This is a genomic window from Bdellovibrio bacteriovorus (genome assembly GCF_048286975.1).
GTDB lineage: Bacteria > Bdellovibrionota > Bdellovibrionia > Bdellovibrionales > Bdellovibrionaceae > Bdellovibrio > Bdellovibrio bacteriovorus_H.
Window position 1 is genome coordinate 18,246 of sequence record NZ_JBLVRT010000009.1, and the last position, 16,962, is coordinate 35,207.

The following is a 16,962-nucleotide window of genomic DNA, read 5'->3' on the forward strand; positions in this document are numbered from 1 at the left end:
AAAACTGAATACTTGCGAACTAGTGATTCTGGTCGCGCAGTGATTTCACTTCGACTTCATCCTCCAGCAGGAAGGGGTTGTATTTCACCGGATTGCGCGTGCTTTGCACGACGGTGATCACTTCACCTTTAAAGGTGTTTTCTGAACTGACATTGCGTGTGATGGTGTTGTTCAGATTCTTGGCAGCAGCGTTGTTTTCTTCAATCATCTGATTAAAGTCACCGGTGCCGATACCATCTTTAGCAAAACTCTTTACTGGTGCGATCAGTGTGAATAGTAAAAGTCCGCCCATTACCTTCTTCATAGCATCCCCCCCCGTGGGAATGTTCCTAAAGCAACGGTCAGGCCAGCACTTAAGTGATTGAAATCGCATGCAGGGGGCTGTTCACGATTTGGTGGCGTTACCGTTCCTTAATTTCTGTGAATGCTTGATTTGTCTGGGATAAACCTGAAAAGCGCCCAGTGTTTAAACATGGGAATGGGATGTACAGTCCGCTAACAGGGGGTGGGGAACGTCAACCAGCTTTTAGACAGTGACCAGGGTATCAACGGCGATAAGCAATAGGTTGCTTTAAAGGCGGCAAGGGAAATGCAAGGGTAGTGGATTCCGGGGGGAATCATGCGTATCAATCTTAAGCTAGTGCTTTTGTGTCTGCTGCTTATTAATGTTGTATCCTGCGCCAGCGTGGGAACGAAGGATCCCACCCGACAGGTTCACGTGACGGAAGCCTTTATATATCCGGAATATAGACAGACTGTTGCTGTGGCAGAAGAGTTCAGCCGCAAGCAGGTGGCGGCGGCAAGCACTTCACGCGCTCCCGCCAGCGTGCCCTAAGCTGCATCTTTGATTTTGACCTTGTCAGCGGCTTCCGCTTCATAGTCAGAATAGGCCGTGCGCACTTCGACCATCGAGCCATCTTCCGCTCGATAACCACGCACCTTGAACATTTTCAAAGCTTCCGAGCGTCCTTTGACCTCGGCGGCACCGGCAAGTTCGGTCTTGAAGTCTTCACCGATTTTTTCGATGACGGTGTCTGAAATCAACAGATCCGCACCGAAAGCTTTGGTGGAGGCTTCAATTCGCGAAGCCGTATTCACCGTGTTTCCGATCACCGTGTACTCCATACGCTCATCAGAACCAATGGTACCCGAAATTGCTTTTCCGGCGTGCAGACCCATACCGATGTTGATCGGCGGCTGTTCGCGGGCGATACGGCGTTCATTCAGGCCTTCCAAAGCGCGGCGCATTTCAAGACACGCACGCACGGCCTGGTGGGAATCGCGGTCCGAACTTTTCGGCGCACCCCAGACAGCCATGATCGCGTCCCCGATGAATTTATCCACAACCCCACCGTGGGAGTTGATGATTTTAACCATCACACCAAAGTATTCATTCAGCATCTCAACGACCTCTTCCGGAGATCTTTTTTCCGAGAACGCCGTGAAGCCACGGATATCCGAGAAGAAGACGACAACGTCCTTGGTCTGACCGCCGACACCGATATCCTTGTTGATCAAGTCTTCCGCAACCGAAGAACCGTGGAATTTCGAGAACAGGCTTTTCACCTTGTCGCGTTCTTTTAAACCCTCGGTCATGTGATCGAAGGCTTCGGCCAGATCACCCACTTCGTCATGGGATTTTACCTGCGCGCGGGCTTTGACGTTGAAGTTCCCTTTGGACACGAGGTTGATCATCTCCGCCAGTTTTTCAATTGGGGAGGTCAGGGTCATAGAGAACAGGAAGATAAAGAAGATCGCCATGGAAATCGCGGAACCCGCGACGAAGATCGCCCGGCGTTTTACTTCGCGGGAAACTTCCAGGATGGTTTCTTCCGATGTCTGGGAAATCACTGTGGCGCCGTAAGATGTTTTTACGGAAGCTCCGAAGTAGTCCTTGTCGTTGTCAGGATTCAGGAACTTGGTTTGGAACTGCGGGGATTTTTGCGTCAGTGCTTTTTGCACGATCGGGTATTTGGCCATGTTCAGTCGCGCCATGGCTTTTTGCTCGTCCTTGTGGGCTAAAAGTTCCCCATGACGGTCAATCAGGTACTGCGTGCGTTCAGACGGGTCGGTGAAGGGCTTTTCAAACGGCGCCAGCGTCACATCGGCCAAAGCCACGTGAGTGATCTTGCCTTGTTCATCGCGGATCAGCGGAATGCCGATCGTGATCATCGCCGGAGCTTTGGGATAAGTGGCATTTTTGATTTCAATGCTTCCCTGAGCCACAGAGCGGATCGGGAACTTCTGCCATGAACGCACGTGAATCATGTAAGTGGAGTTAAGGCCGTAAGGTTTCAGCACGTCCTCTTTCACACGACGAGCCACGGTTTCCACGCTGGTGCCGTCCAGTTTCAGAACTTCCAGGGAAATGAAGTTTTTGTCTTTGGTAAAGTTGAAATCAAAGTTGTCGCCAGTGTCAGCTTGTTCGTTGGTTCGTTTGGTCAACAGGGAAGCGGTGACACGGGTTTTGTCCACCAGATTGGCGATGATGTTTTCGATCTCTTTGGCTTTGGCGGCAGCAGATTCAAGGTTCGCGATATCGACCTGCTCTGCGGCTTTCTTCTCAAAGTAAGAGGATGAAATCCAGGTGATGGTCCCGGTGGCAGCAACCAGGATCAGGATCGTGACTGTAATGAGTTTTGTCGAAATAGGTATTCTCATAGTTCTCTCCTGATCAGAAGCTCCACTCGGCAAAGACATTTAGATAGTTACCAATAATGGTGGACTCGTTGACGTCTCCGTCAGAGGCAAAGCTGTCCGTTCCGGTTTTAGCCTTGTACGACATTTTATCTTCGCGCATGGCATAACCAATCAATCCTGTAAATCGCGGCGTGAAGCGATAACTTCCCAGGAAGCCTACTTGAGTCGACATCTTGGGTTCCATCGGCTCACCATTCGGTGTGCTGATTTTCATCAGGGACATATACAGATGCGCATTCACCTGGATACCCAGTTTCGGGGTCAGGGAATACCAGTACTCAGCACCAAAGTGCGGACCGGCAGAGCTGATTTTAAGATCTTCTGAAGATCCCGAGAATGGATCACCGACAGTTTCAGGAAGTTCCTTGTAATAAGGGCCTGCCTGGAAGCGGACTTCACCGCGATCACCCAAGGCACGACGATAGACGGCATTGGCTTCGGCAGAAGCAAAGGTCTGGGTTTTGCCGTTGAAAGTAAAACCGCTCATATCAATGATTCCCAGGAATCCCCATGGCGTGTGTGGATTGAACCAACCCACACCCAAGCGGCCGGTGCCGCCCAGGGCTTTGTAAGCCACGGACGAGTTCTTTTCTGGATTCACGCCCTGATAGGACATTTCAGTGATCAAATAACTTGCAACCGCATACCATCCGGTGACGCGATCAATGGACTTACGAACCAACGCCGTGTATTCAGCAGCTGGAGAACGATCCCCGCTGCGCACCGAGAAGGATTGTTTTGCCAGTGGGGCCGAAGGGCGCAAGTCTGACTTGGCACGAACCACGACCTGATATTTTCCGCCCGGCAGATTGTCATCGAATGGCAATGTATCCTGCTGATAGTTTTCATACACTTTCAGCTTTTCCCACTTTTTATCAGCTGTATTATATTTCAAAAGATAAACATCATAGCTGGATACGTGATCGGGACGGGTCCATTTCAATTCGCGCACGAAATCGCTTTCCGGCTTTTCGATACGCGGATTTTCAATTGGTTTACCCAGCAGGGTGAACTGACCCACGGCGGTCGCATCACTGGTGATACCCTCGTTGTTGGATGAGGAAACTTTCCACGTGTAGTGCGAAGCCACTGGGACTTTTACTTTAAAGGACGGATCCTTCAAGGTTTCAGTGATCTGGGTTTTGCCGTCATCCGAAGTCAGCACGAAGTGATACTGATCAGCTCCGCCCACCGGAGCCCATTTGAACTCCAGCGAAGTGGTGTCGGTTTCTTTGGTGGCCATTTTCACACGGGCACCGGGGAATTTCAGCACGGCGGTCTCAAGGCCGACGTTGAATTCACTTGGTTCACTCCAATCACCCGGAACACCACGATAGTCTCGCGAACGAAGCTTCATCATGTACTTGCCCGGAGTCAGTCGACCGTTCCAGGCTGCTTCCGTGACTTTGAAGGTGAAGGTTTTGGCTTCCTCTTCCTTGCTGGATTTAACTTGTTTCAGTTCGATTTCATAGGACTTGGCGTTCTCAATGGCCTCCCACTCGAAGTTCACCAGACGGCGATAAGGCGCCGCCAGAACCATCGAGGTCCAGAAAGAGATCATTAATAAAATGAACGCACTGCCTAACTTCATCAGTTAACCTTGATCTTCTTTAAAGTAGGGGCTCGCACATTGGACTTGTCCGGTACGAGCAGTTTTCTTGCCGGGCCGGATTGGCTGTTTCTTCCATAGGTGTCGACAGCTGTCAGTTCCACTTCATATTCACCCGGCAAAAGATTTTTTAATGCCGTGGAGTTTTGCATGTATTTGCTGCGTTTGAGTTCCTTGCCATCTTTGCGAATGGTCAGCCAGTATTCCTTGGCACCTTCCACCGCGTTCCAGGTCAGCTGTGTGCGGCCGTCCATAGAAGCCTGCAACGTTCCTTCGGCTGGGGTGAAGCTTGGTGCTTCCAGCAATGGCAGGGGACTGACGGTCAGGATCTGAGAACTTGTTGCACCCAGAACTTTGCCGTCTTTATTTAAGGCCTCGATCGAAGCGATGTAGCGGCCTGGGCGGGCCACCGGAGCCTGCACTTGCGTGTTTTGAACTTCTTTAACGTCAAAGCTTTGTGCCAGAGCCGGGTCTTCTTCTTCGGTGTGATATTTCACACGCCATGCAGAGACATTCTCAGTCTTATCCACTTTCCAGGAAAGGCCCAGGCGTGGTTTTTCAACATAGTACTGAACCATGTCTTTTTCAGGCATGGTGAAGTTGATCTGCACGGGAACAAATTCGACTTTTGCATTCACTTGGTTTGCTGGCTTGATCGTGAACTTCTGCACTTTGCCCAAAGACGGCTTGTCCGTATCCAGGAAGTACGTGGTCATGCGCCAGTAATAGGAGCCTGCCTTCAGCCCCCGGGCCGTGAAAGAATCTTCCTTGGTGAACGTGTTGGTGGAGATTTTGTTTTTCAACTGCTCATCGGCCCACAGTTCCAACGTCATCTGGCGGGTGTCTTCACCCATTTGCCATTTGAAGGACATATCATAAGGAGTCTGTACCGCTGGCACTTCCGCATCCGCAGTCGGGAAGACCATAGTCGGCGCATAGCGGGCCAGAACTTCTGTTTTATAGATAGGACTTTCGGCAGCCACCGACCCTTGCGGATTTGTCGCTACAAGTTTCCAGTAGTGACGACCGAAGGGCAGTGAAGCCATAAGTTGATTTGCATTTGGAGCAGCCTTCATCAGCGGTTTCAGCTGTTTTCGGCTGGGGCCGACCCACAGCGTGACGTTGGAGTTGGCCGGGAATCCCTGCCATTGGAACGGCACGGCGTCTGGATTTTCAGCATCCATTGCCACCGGTTTTTGTGGCAGTGGAGTCAGGATTTTGACTTCTTCACGGGTGGTCAGGTCTTTGCTTTGACCGTCAGAGCCTTTGATGGACGCTTTACCTTCAAGGACTTGAACGTCGACAGAATCGCCGCGGCCTTTGGATAGACTTGCGGAGGCCTGGGACAGATCGACTTTACCGTTGGCAGAATTAAGAACCAGCCCTGGAGCATCCCCCTCAGCGGCGCCGGTTTTGGCGTTAACGAACAAACTACCTTCCATCAAATCCAGGGCGATTTCGCCTTCGGATTTTTTGATCACGATGAGTGATTCCGGTTCCAGATCCAGATAACGATCAGAATCCACGAACTGAATGCGCACTTCACCGCGTTCACTGGTACGAATGGCTTCACCGTTGTACAAAGGCTCACCCGAATTGACGAGTTGCCACAACAGACGTGAAGCCGGACGGCGCTGAATGTCTTCAACAACTTTTCCGACGTACGCCAGCGGTTTTTCATTGGAATTGGAGGAGCGTGTGTCAGCCGTGGACTGATACCAGAACCACGTCGCAGCAAAAACGGATGACGAGCTTAGTGCAGCGATAAGCAGACGTTTCCACTGTTTTTTCATCGATTCCTCCTCATCCTTTTTTCGGAGTAACTGTCTCAGTATTAAAGGGAGCTAAAGTCTAGGTCCGAGGATGATGTAAAGAAATTGTGGAAAGTTTGCTGGAAGGCTTCTGGAAGATGGTCTAGAGTCTTGCCATATGGATAGCAATAAGAACTACATCACCCCCGAAGGTCTGGCTAAGTTGAAGGCGGAATATCACGCGTTGATGCACGTGGAGCGTCCGAAACTGGTGGAAGTTGTGGCGTGGGCCGCCAGCAACGGGGACCGCTCAGAAAATGCGGATTATCAGTATGGCAAACGCCGGTTGCGTGAAATCGACCGTCGTGTGCATTTCCTGACCAAACGAATCGAAGATGCCGAGCTTGTGGATCCAAAACAGATGAAGGGCACAACGGTGCTTTTCAGTGCCACGGTCACCTTGGTCAATGAAGACGGGGATGAAGTGGTGTATCAGATCGTCGGTGAAGACGAGTTTGATCCTAAAGCGGGCAAGATTTCCTGGAAATCACCTGTGGCGCGGGCGCTTCTTGGAAAAAAACTGGGAGATGAGGTGCGAATCATCAAGCCTGCCGGCGAAGAGTTCGTAACTATCGAGAACGTGGAGTTTAAGTAAATTTTACAGATCGTTTCAGATCAGTTTTTAATGGTTTCAGAGAGGGATGTTTCAATGGCATCCCTTTTTTATTGGTTGTCTTTGTCCGCACATTTTAGCAAACTCCCGCGCATAGCAGGGGGAGCTATGAAATTCATCACTAAAGTCAGTATTTATCTTTTCGCCTTCGCCGTTGTTTTCGCTCACGTTGAAACAGCTGAAGCAAAACGCCACAACAATCGTGAGGAATCCTGGGAAAAAAACCGCCAGAGTGAAGACTCTAGTTACGAGCAGTCCGCGTCTTTGGATGAAACTGCCAGTGATTCCGATCTGGTACGCGCGGTGAATGATCGTCGTCGCGAGGACTTCGTTGAAGGTGGCAGCCTGACAGTTGTAAAGGTTCTGCCTGACGACAACAGTGGTCTGGAGCATCAAAAATGGGTTGTTCGTCTTTCCAATGGCGAGCTGATGCAGGCTGTGTATAATCTGGATATGTGCCCACGTGTGCCTTTGAAAGTGGGCGACGTTATCGCCATGGGCGGGCAATTTATCTGGACGAACAAAGGTGGACTGCTTCATTGGCTTCACCACGATCCCCGCGGCAGACGCCCGGATGGATATGTGTACGTGAACGGGCAGTACTACTGTAAGGAGTAGACTTGCAACGACTGAACCTGATTCCATGTGCAGCGCCTTTTTGGGCCGACAGCGGTCACGGTCAGACATTGTGGGCTCACTTCCTGAAGTCCGCAGAGCTTTCACATTTCGGCAAAAAATTCGAAGTCGATCTTCCTGACGGGGATCGACTTTTTTGTTCCTGGATCGAGGGCCACACGAATTTTGTGGTCAGTCTTTTTCACGGTCTTTCCGGGGATGTCACCTCGGACTATATGCAAAGAACCGCGCTGCTCTGTCAGCAACTGGGACATACGGTGGTTCTGGTAAACCATCGCGGTGCCGGTGAAGGCGCTCCGTTTGCCAAGCGCCCTTATCATTCCGGCAGCGCCGAGGACGTGTCTGTGGTGCTGGGGCAACTTCGTCAGATGTTCCCGAATAAAAAGCACATCTCGGTCGGATATTCGTTGAGTGGCAATATCATGCTATGCCTGCTGGGCGGTTATGGCGGCAAGAACAAACCTGACGGGGCGATCACCGTCAATGCGCCTTTGAATCTGCAATCAGGTTCTTTGCTTTTGAAGACGGGCTTTAATCGCGTCTATGACATGCGTTTTGTTCTGCGGCTGCGCAAGCTGGTGGAAGAAAAACATCGCATGGGTTTGATTTCAGAAAAGTACGAAATTCCCAAGTGGGCCACAGTGTGGGACATGGATCAGATTTACACGGCTCCGGCGTCGGGCTTTGCCAGCCGTGAGGACTATTATCAGCGCTGTTCATCCATCCAGTATGTTTCAGGTATTGATGTGCCAACGTACACCCTGACGTCTGCGGATGATCCGTTTGTGGATGTTGGTGATTACCTGCGCGCGCCGTTTTCCAAACATGTACAGCTGCATATTGAAAAGCGTGGTGGCCACATGGGTTATTTGCACCGCCAGTCATTGCCAGTGGGTGGAACGCGCTGGCTGGATTACTATCTGCACGAGGCTTTAAGAGGTCTTGAAGGCACACTCAATGAAAAGGTTCCAGCGCTGTCTCCAAAGTGAGAAGCCTGGCAACGTCTGTCCTGACTCAAACACCGGAATTTCCAAAACGCGAAGCTGCTGACGGCGAAGGCCCCCCAACAGTTGTGGTCCCAGATACCAGCCGGTGAATTTACCGGGATGGTCGGCGGCCAGCTTTTCAAGCGCAGCTTTTTTAAACAGCAGAATCTCGCTTAAAGGATCATGGGGGCATTGCGGGAATTTGTCGCGTAAAATGCGGTTGAAGCTGTCTTCCATCTGCTGACGCGGATGCGGGCCTTTCAGGAAGGGGCTGTCTTTTTTCTTATAACGATCGCCCCAGCAAATTTCGAAATTTTCTTCGGTCATCAGATTCTGCAGAAGTTTGAAATAATCGCCCAAGGGGGTGTTCATGTCGACAGAAGTGATGGCAGAAAAAGGGGCCAGGCTGTTTTGCAGGCCCTGCCACAAACTGGCCGCACGGCCCAGTTTCTTGGAATTTTGCAGAACGCGAACGGGGCCATCGGTCGGGGGCACCACGCAGCCTTTTTCCGCCACAACGATAACTTCATAGTTCAGCGGGAACTTGGCAAAAAAACCGCGCAGATCGCGCAGGTACGCCGGAAGCATTTCAGGCTGTTCCAAATAAACAATCAGTGAGCAGTGCGGGGTTGACACGGAAGATTCCATCTTTACGATAGTTAACAATGAAATCTCTCAAGGTCACGAACTTCTCTCATGCGGCTTTCTGGGCGGGGCTTTTCCTGCTGGCATTGATCAGTCGTTTTGCTCTTTTGACCAACAAACCCATTCATTTTGACGAAAGCATCAACGGCTGGTTCGTGATGCAGATGTCAAAGCTCGGCTACTATAAGTACGATCCCAACAACTATCACGGTCCAATGTATTTCTATGTGCTGCAGGGGTTTGAAGCTTTGTGGGGACGCAGTTTGGAAACCCTGCGGGCGGTGCCTTCTGTGTTCAGCGTGCTCAGTGTGATGGTGCTGGCCTGGGGCGCGCTTCGCCCCAAAGCGGTCAACATGGTGATGGCGGTGCTGGTGCTGTTTAGTCCGGCATTTATCTTTTTTGGCCGTTCGGGAATCCATGAAATGCCCTTTGTGTTCTTCCAGCTGGTGGCCGGGATGGGCATTTTGCGCTGGATCGGTCGTCAGGATGAGAAAGCATTGGGGCTTTTCCTGATTGGGCTGTGGGGCATGATGGCGCTGAAGGAAACATTCGTGATCACGATGTTTGCCTGGGTGGTGGCTTTTTTGACTTTGGGCTTGGGCCATCTGCGAACGATGTTTTCACCGGAAACAATCCGCCTGGCGTGGAGTGGTCGGCTGACGGTTCTTACTGTATTGCTGCTTTTGATCTTTCTGCAGCTGTTTACCGGCTTTTATCAGAATCTTTCGGGCATCATTGATTTCTTCAAAGCCGTTCTGCCGTGGTTGAAAACCGGAGTGCATGGCCACGGTCATGAAAAAAGCGCCTGGTACTGGTTGCAGGTTTTGTACACAGCAGAGCCTTTGGTTTTGTTCGGGGGCTTACTGGCGATTGTGGGTGTTTTCTCCAAACGCAGGGAGCTGCGTGCGGTGAGTGTGTTTTCACTGGTGCAGTTGCTGGTGTATTCGCTGATTCCGTACAAGACCGTATGGTGTGTGCTATCGCTGGTTTGGGGTTTTTACTTTGTTCTGGCCATGACACTGGTGAATGCTTTTGAAGCCCGCTTTATCGGCCGCCATGTGTTGGCTGGAATGGCAGTCATATTGGCGGCGCTGGGGCTGCGCAGTGTGTGGATCTCGGTTTATCAAAGGCCCATTGATTTGACGCATCCTTATGTTTACGTCAATTCCTCGTATGAGCTGGTACAGGTTTCTGACCTCATCACCGGAAATATCCTGAAAAATCCTTCGTTGGCCCAACAAAGAATGCAAGTCGGCATGAAAGAACAGTGGCCATGGCCGTGGCTTTTGCGCTATTCACATAATCTTTCATATGAGCTCTGCAGCAAGCGCATTCTGGAAGACGCATCTGTTTATTTCTGTGACTACAATGTGGGCGAATATGTTGAACGCCTGCTGAACGAACCGTATTGGAAGCTGGAAGTGGTTTTCCGTCAGTCGCGGGAACCTTCTTTGATTTATCTGCGTAAAGCTGACTTTGATATGAGTGATTACATGGGGCCCAAGCAAATCGTGGGGCCCGAGTTGGAGGAGTCTCCGTGAAGAATATGATCATGGCCGGTGGCCTTCTTGTGGGAAGTGTTGCTTTTGCCCAAGTGCAAAAAGTGGATGTAAAAAAAGAGCTGCCGAAGGCTCCAGTGGTGGATCTTTATAAAATCTCCGACGCGAAAAAAGCCATCAAGCTTTCACCGTTGTCGCAGTTGAAAGATTACGAGATCCATCTGAAATGGGCTGAGTGTGCGCGTCTGGCGCCACAGGTGTTTACTGCCAACAAAGACCTTCGTGGCTGGATCGGTGTCAGCTGGTTGCACTGTCTGGATGAATCTCAGAAAAAGGTGAAAGACCGTGTGGCGGTGGATCGTGCTTTGACCAGTATGGAAGCGCATAAGGATCTTTTCCGCAATGGCCCGTGGTCGGCGAATCTTGAAAAGTACTACCTGGACTTCAAAATGGTGCAGCTGGAAGATCAGGTGACTCGCAAAAATAAAAAAGCGGCGATCAGCATTGATGCTTTGTTGTCTGGTGGCACTTCCCTGAATCGCGAACAGAAATCCAAAGCTTATCAGTTGCTGGGTGATCTGGCGATGCTGGACAATAACTACAACCAAGCACAGTTCTTCTTTGAGCAGGCGCAGGATCAAAAGGATTCCAAGTATCTTCAGGAAAAACTGGATTTCATCGCCAAGACCAAAACCACCGTGATGCCTCCGCCAAAAGCTGCAACCACGGCATCGGAGGTGGCTGGTGATGAAGCCAAAATTGAAGAGCGCATCAGACTTGCGCAAAAGCAGAATGATCCGATCGCTGCTTTGAAAGACAGCGTGCAGATACTGAATGAATACCCGGGCAGCCGCGCGGCTCGTCGTCTGAAAGACAAGCCTCTGGAAATTTACAATTCCTTGAGCGAAAAACTGGTCAAGGTCAAAGCTTTGAATGAAATGGAAGAGGCCGACACCACTCGTTTGATGGAGTGGGCGCACAGCATGCATCGTCGTGCGGATTATTCCGGTTCATTGTCTTTGGCGACAAAGGCTTTGGATAAGAATCCGCAAGCACCTTCCACAACATCGGCCTTGTGGATCGCCAGCCGTTCAGCGCATTTTCTGGGTCAGTACGACAAAGCGCTGGAGCTTTACAAAAAATTGTACACCTATCATTTGGGCTCGGATGAAGCCGCAGAAGCATTGTTCCGCGCAAGTCTGATTTATTTCCGCAAGCAGGACTATACAAGCTCTTCGGCGCTGCTGGAGCGCCTGTTGCAGCAGGGGCGTGATCGCTATGACCTGAACGGGCAGTACTGGCTTGTGCGCTCTTTGCAGGAAAGCAAGTCTGATCGGGCCGCTCAGGCTGCGGCTGATTTGATCGAACGCTATCCGTTTTCTTACTATGGACTTCGTCTGCGCGCAGAATCGCAAAAAGGCAAACTATCCTGGCCCGACAATAAAGACAAAGCTCCAACTTTGGGGAATGAATTCTTTGTCGTGGGCGCGCAAAAAAGTGCGTGGCACCGATTCAAAGTCCTGTCTGAAGCCGGTTGGGTGAGTGAAGCACAGGAAGAACTGTCATCAGTGCCGTTCCTGAAAGATGCGACGCTAAAAGTTCAATTGGCAGAAAAGCTGGTGGAGCGTCATCAGTATGTGACTGCCATTCGTTGGATCAATGAAGCCATGGAAGCCGATCCACGTCTGCGTCGCGAGCAGTTTGTGAAGATCGGCTACCCGGAAGCCTTTGCCAGTCTGTATCAGGCTGAGGCGGAACGTTATGGCATCGACGCGGTTTTGTTTAAAAGCCTGACTCGTCAGGAAAGTGCTTTCAATCTGAAGGCGGTGTCCACTTCAAACGCGCTGGGATTGATGCAGATGATTCCTCCGACGGCTCAGGAAGTGTCCAAGAAACTGGGTATGAAAGTGGAGCTTCCAGACGACATGTTCCGTCCTGAAGTGAACATTCCGATGGGCTCTTACTATGTCTCCCAGATGTTAGACCAGTTCCAGGGCAGCGTCCCTTTCGCGCTGGCCGCTTATAACGCAGGACCCTATCGCATGAAGCTGTGGATTGATGCAAGAACTGAGGTCAGCGAATTACTTGCCAAGCCCAGCTCCGCCCCTGTGGATGAGCTGTGGTTTGATGAGCTGCCATGGACGGAAACAAGCTTCTATGTGAAGGCGATTCTTCGCAACGTCCTGCTGTATCGACTGTCAGAGAAGGGCAATTACGAGGTAAATCCCGTCTTATGGCAGGATTTGCTTAACAAAAAGGCAAAATAAGGGCGATGTTTTATTGAAAAATCCCTCTGAGTTTTGTAGCCTGAAAACTCAGTCGGAGGACTCATGAGGAGACTTTTAACATTGAGTTTGGTCCTGGCCTTTGTGTCAGGGTGTGCTCATAAGGATTTGGGCACAAAAGCTGGCAGACCAGCTACCAACAGTGAAGGGGATTTGAAGGACATTGGCTCGTTCCGTTTGTCTGACCCCGAAGGCCCCAAGGTGGTGGATCAGGAATTGGAATCCATCCCTACTGAAGTTAACCCCCTAGTTGAAAAATGGATTGCCTACTTCCAGGGTCGCGGTCGCCCGCACATGGAACGTTACCTGGCTCGTTCCACTCGTTACGAAAAACTGATGAAGAAGGTTTTGCGTGACAATGGACTTCCTGAAGATCTGTTTTACATCGCTTTGATCGAATCCGGATTCAGCTCGCGCGCGACCTCTCACGCTTCGGCGGTGGGGTACTGGCAGTTCATCCGTGGTACCGGCAAACGTTATGGTCTGGACATCAATGCCTTCGTGGATGAGCGTCGTGACCCGGTCTTTGCAACTCAGGCTGCGGCCGAGTACTTCAAAGGTCTTTATAGCGTGTTTGGTTCCTGGTATCTGGCGATGGCTTCCTACAACGTGGGTGAAAATCGCGTGAAGCGTGAAGTGATGAATCACTACACCCGTGACTTCTGGGAGCTGGCTCGTAAAAAACGCCTGCCAGCGGAAACCATCAACTACGTGCCAAAATTCATCGCGGCTAAAATGATCGGTAAAGATCCGGCGAAGTACGGGTTTGACGATATCGATTATCTTCCGCCGATTGAGTTCGATCACATCACCGTTTCCCAGCCAGTGAACTTGCGTCAGATGGCCGAGAAAATGAACCTGAACTATGAGGACTTCAAAGCGTTGAATCCCAAGTTTAAAGGTGAAGTGGCGATCCTGAAGGGCAGTGACCTGATTCTGCGTATTCCTCCGGGCACGACAGAGCAATCCAAAGTGGCTGCGGCAGAAAGTTTTGTTTCCCGCGTGCAGTTCGTGGCCGACACTGGCGACACTCAGACATACCGCATTCGTCATGGCGACACCCTGAGCACCGTGGCTCGTCGTTATCGCACGACCGTGGCATTCCTGCGTGACCTGAATGATCTGCCTCGTCGCAAGCCCTTGAAAGTGGGCATGCGCATCCAGGTTCCGGATCGCACGCCGCTGAAGGATCGTTCCCAGTCTCGTTCTATGGTGGCAAAGAAATCTGATGCTCCTAAGAACACGGTGACAATCAGCAGTGATGGTCGTTACTACATCGTTCAGTCCGGGGACTCTTTGTTCACGATTGCGCGTAAGTATGCCACCAGCGTTTCTGAGCTTCAGCGTATGAACAACATCAAACGTGGTCGCACATTGAAAGTGGGCATGAAACTGAAAGTCCCAACTCCAGGCAGCTCGTCTGCACGTGAAGTGGCTACTGAAGTTGCTCAAAGTAAAAAAGCGAAATCCAAAGTTCACGTGGTTCGCAGAGGTGAAAACCTTTCTGTGATCGCGGCGAAATACAATGTGGCTGTTTCTGACATCAAAGAAAAAAACAAAATCCGCAACCCGGCTTCCCTGGTTGTGGGCGCACGCATTGTGATCCCGACTGAAGTGAACCAATAAGACTTTTCTCGCAATAGTCTTTAAGTCGACCCCAAAATCATGACTGGTAGTAAGCCGGTCTCAGGTTTTGGGGTCTTTTTTTATCTTCTCTCAGGTTCTATTGTGACATCCTGTCGTCTTCCTCGAACCTTATCTTAGTGTAATGAAGTTTCCTGTTTTGTGGGCCGAAGAACGCTGCACTTATATTAAAGGGAGCGTTCATGAAACAACTGAGTTTAAGTCAGAAAATGAGTCTCATCGTTGCCATCCTCTGCGCCGGAATCGTGGGCGTTGCCGGAGTGGGGTTGTACAATTTGAATCGGGTGGGCGACGTGGTTTCCAATGTCACGGATGTTCAGTTCAAGAGCGTTGTGGAGACACTGAACTTAAAAGACGCCTTTCACGGGCAAATGATCTATGAAAGAAACTATGTGCTTTTCTATAACAATCTGGAAAAGCGCGCCAACAATTCAGCGCAGATCAAAAAGCTCGACACCGAGATCCGCGGCATCATTGAGGGTCGCCTAAAGCAGGCCGATGCGACTGAGAAAAACAGTCTGGAAAAGTTTCTGGTCACTTACGGCCGCTGGGTCGATAACGATCTGGAAATTCAAAAGATCATGGCCGAGGAAGAAGGCCATCAAAAAGCTCTGGGGCTGATTTCTTCTGTGGGACGTGACACGCGCCTGGAAGGCGACAAGGCTCTGGATGAAATTCTGACCCATCATCAATCCCTGCTGGAACAGCAGAAAAAACAGTCTGCCGATGCGATTGCCAGAACTTTCCAGATTCTGATTTGGACCGGAAGTGCGGTGATTTTACTGGGTGTGCTGCTGGCAGCAATGACCTTGCGTAAAATGTCGGCGGCGATCAGCAGTGTTCTTAGAAACCTGGGCGAAAACGCCTTCCAGGTGAATCACACGGCCACGCAGATTGCGACTGCGTCCCAAGGCCTTTCACAAAGCGCCACCGAACAGGCTTCTTCGTTGGAGGAAACTGTGGCGACCATCGAAGAACTGACCGCCATGGTGCGCATCAATGCTGAAAACGCGGCTTCGGCCACGGATCTGGCCGAGGGCACTCGACGAAGTGCGGAAGACGGCGAAAAGAAAATTCAAGGCCTGCTGGAGGCGATGAAAGTCATCGATCTGGATTCCAAAAAAATTCAGGAGATCACCAGCGTGGTTGATGATCTGGCTTTTCAGACCAATTTGTTGGCGCTGAATGCGGCAGTGGAAGCGGCACGTGCGGGCGAGCAGGGGAAAGGGTTTGCAGTGGTTGCCGAAGCCGTGCGCACCCTGGCTTTGAAAAGCAGTGACGCCGCCAAGGATATTTCCAATCTGATCAATTCCAGTGTGGAACGTATTCAGGCCGGATTTGAACGGGCCAATGAAAGTGTTGAATCTTTGACAGAAATTGTGGGCTCGGTCAAAAAAGTTTCCAGCCTGAATTCTGAAATCGCCAGCGCCACCAGTGAGCAGTCCAATGGTATCACTCAGATTGGCAAGGCGATGAATCAGCTCGATACGGTCACTCAGGAGAATGCGGCAGCTTCTGAGCAAGCGGCGGCTTCATCCCAGGAACTGGCTGGGCAGGCCACCGTCTTGAATAAAGTGGTTGAAGAACTTCGCGTGGCCATCAAAGGCAGCGCTTAATCAGAAGCCCTGCTGCGCTAAAGATTTGATAAACACCCGGGCGGGTTTTGCCAATTGGTGCTCGCCCAGGTGAATCAGATAAATCTTATAGCGGATCTTGCCGGCCCAGATATTTTGTTCTTCGGAGGCTTTCAGTCCGCTTTGATTTTCAGCGATAAAGTCCGGAACAAATCCCACGCCCATTCCCAAAAGACTCATCTGGCTGATGACTTCCCAGTTTTCAACCGTGAGAGCCGCACGGGCATCCGTCCCGGTATGCCGACGCCAGGCTTTTTGCAGTTCGGTCCATCCGGGGCTTTCCTGGGTCGCCAAAAAGCGTGGGGCTGCGGGCCACTGTGAACCCGAGCGGATCACGCAAGTGAAACCACCTTCGCCCAGCAGACGGTGTTCAAATCCCGGCAGACGATTTTCTTCGATGATGACTCCGAAATCCGCTTTGCCACTGCGGACCAGTTCGGCGATTTCGGGAACGGAACCAAAGTGAAGTTCGGGCTGAACTTCGCCATGGGCCTTCATAAAGTCTTTCAGGCGGGCGGGCAGCAGATAGTGGGCCACTGCGCTGGAGGTCGCTATACTCAAAGAGCCTGTAACAATTTCAGATCGCCCCTTGAGTTCGGCTTTCAAATCCTCGAGCTGGGCAAGAATTCCCCGGGATTTTTCCAGCAAAAGGCGGCCTTCTTCGGTCAGTTTGAAGCGGTTCTTGGTGTGCAGAAGAAGTTCACATCCCAAAGTGTCCTCGAGCTTGCGTATAGCCTGGCTGATGGCCGGCTGACTGACGTTCAGGGCTTTGGCAGCAGCGGCCAGGCTTTGCAACTCGGCAGCTTTTGAAAAATACTTCAAATGATAAATATTGGGTTCTGACATAATAACAATATCTTATTATTATATTAATAATTATTCAATTTCGATTATGACGCT

At 50.9% G+C, this 16,962-nt stretch carries 14 protein-coding genes; 8 read left to right on the forward strand and 6 right to left on the reverse strand.

Features of this window, described 5'->3' with window-relative positions; all coding sequences use genetic code 11:
• Nucleotides 1-19 precede the first annotated feature (19 nt).
• The gene (locus ACNQKP_RS17980) at nucleotides 20-304 is read right to left on the reverse strand and encodes a hypothetical protein (protein ID WP_417866626.1); all 285 of its coding nucleotides are present in this window, start codon (nucleotides 302-304) and stop codon (nucleotides 20-22) included.
• Nucleotides 305-619: 315 nt separating this feature from the next.
• Between ACNQKP_RS17980 and ACNQKP_RS17985 the strand changes: the two genes are divergently transcribed.
• Nucleotides 620-835, forward strand: a complete 216-nt coding sequence (locus ACNQKP_RS17985) for a hypothetical protein (protein ID WP_417866628.1) — start codon at nucleotides 620-622, stop codon at nucleotides 833-835.
• On the opposite strand, the gene ACNQKP_RS17990 is transcribed toward ACNQKP_RS17985, so the two are convergent.
• The 3 genes from ACNQKP_RS17990 to ACNQKP_RS18000 are packed head-to-tail and all read right to left on the reverse strand — an operon-like array spanning nucleotide 832 to nucleotide 6,102.
• Nucleotides 832-2,661: an adenylate/guanylate cyclase domain-containing protein gene (locus ACNQKP_RS17990; protein ID WP_417866630.1), complete on the reverse strand. Its 1,830-nt coding sequence runs from the start codon at nucleotides 2,659-2,661 to the stop codon at nucleotides 832-834. The two genes, ACNQKP_RS17985 and ACNQKP_RS17990, sit on opposite strands and share 4 nt — an antisense overlap.
• A gap of 13 nt (nucleotides 2,662-2,674) precedes the next feature.
• Nucleotides 2,675-4,261, reverse strand: coding sequence for a hypothetical protein (locus tag ACNQKP_RS17995; RefSeq protein WP_417866632.1), 1,587 nt, complete (start codon nucleotides 4,259-4,261; stop codon nucleotides 2,675-2,677).
• A gap of 29 nt (nucleotides 4,262-4,290) precedes the next feature.
• Complete coding sequence (locus ACNQKP_RS18000; protein WP_417866634.1) at nucleotides 4,291-6,102, reverse strand: hypothetical protein; 1,812 nt, start codon at nucleotides 6,100-6,102, stop codon at nucleotides 4,291-4,293.
• A 136-nt stretch (nucleotides 6,103-6,238) separates the two neighbouring features.
• Here ACNQKP_RS18000 and greB point away from each other — a divergent pair, with 136 nt between their 5' ends.
• The 3 genes from greB (at nucleotide 6,239) to ACNQKP_RS18015 (ending at nucleotide 8,358) form a co-directional block, all read left to right on the forward strand.
• Entirely contained in the window at nucleotides 6,239-6,715 is a 477-nt protein-coding gene (gene greB, locus ACNQKP_RS18005; RefSeq protein ID WP_417866636.1) for a transcription elongation factor GreB, read from the forward strand.
• Nucleotides 6,716-6,841: 126 nt separating this feature from the next.
• Complete coding sequence (locus tag ACNQKP_RS18010) at nucleotides 6,842-7,351, forward strand: DUF3465 domain-containing protein (protein WP_417866638.1); 510 nt, start codon at nucleotides 6,842-6,844, stop codon at nucleotides 7,349-7,351.
• 2 nt (nucleotides 7,352-7,353) lie between these two features.
• Nucleotides 7,354-8,358, forward strand: coding sequence for a YheT family hydrolase (locus ACNQKP_RS18015; RefSeq protein ID WP_417866640.1), 1,005 nt, complete (start codon nucleotides 7,354-7,356; stop codon nucleotides 8,356-8,358).
• On the opposite strand, the gene ACNQKP_RS18020 is transcribed toward ACNQKP_RS18015, so the two are convergent.
• Nucleotides 8,302-9,003: a hypothetical protein gene (locus tag ACNQKP_RS18020; RefSeq protein WP_417866641.1), complete on the reverse strand. Its 702-nt coding sequence runs from the start codon at nucleotides 9,001-9,003 to the stop codon at nucleotides 8,302-8,304. The genes ACNQKP_RS18015 and ACNQKP_RS18020 overlap by 57 nt on opposite strands.
• Before the next feature lie 17 nt (nucleotides 9,004-9,020).
• Between ACNQKP_RS18020 and ACNQKP_RS18025 the strand changes: the two genes are divergently transcribed.
• From ACNQKP_RS18025 to ACNQKP_RS18040, 4 genes are all read left to right on the forward strand, one after another.
• Nucleotides 9,021-10,541: a flippase activity-associated protein Agl23 gene (locus tag ACNQKP_RS18025; RefSeq protein WP_417866643.1), complete on the forward strand. Its 1,521-nt coding sequence runs from the start codon at nucleotides 9,021-9,023 to the stop codon at nucleotides 10,539-10,541.
• A gap of 5 nt (nucleotides 10,542-10,546) precedes the next feature.
• Entirely contained in the window at nucleotides 10,547-12,766 is a 2,220-nt protein-coding gene (locus ACNQKP_RS18030; protein ID WP_417866771.1) for a transglycosylase SLT domain-containing protein, read from the forward strand.
• 63 nt (nucleotides 12,767-12,829) lie between these two features.
• Nucleotides 12,830-14,410, forward strand: a complete 1,581-nt coding sequence (locus tag ACNQKP_RS18035) for a LysM peptidoglycan-binding domain-containing protein (protein ID WP_417866645.1) — start codon at nucleotides 12,830-12,832, stop codon at nucleotides 14,408-14,410.
• 200 nt (nucleotides 14,411-14,610) lie between these two features.
• Nucleotides 14,611-16,044, forward strand: coding sequence for a methyl-accepting chemotaxis protein (locus ACNQKP_RS18040; RefSeq protein WP_417866647.1), 1,434 nt, complete (start codon nucleotides 14,611-14,613; stop codon nucleotides 16,042-16,044).
• Here ACNQKP_RS18040 and ACNQKP_RS18045 read toward each other — a convergent pair whose 3' ends face one another.
• On the reverse strand, nucleotides 16,045-16,908 hold the full coding sequence (locus tag ACNQKP_RS18045; RefSeq protein ID WP_417866649.1) for a LysR family transcriptional regulator: 864 nt from the start codon (nucleotides 16,906-16,908) through the stop codon (nucleotides 16,045-16,047).
• Nucleotides 16,909-16,962: the final 54 nt, after the last annotated feature.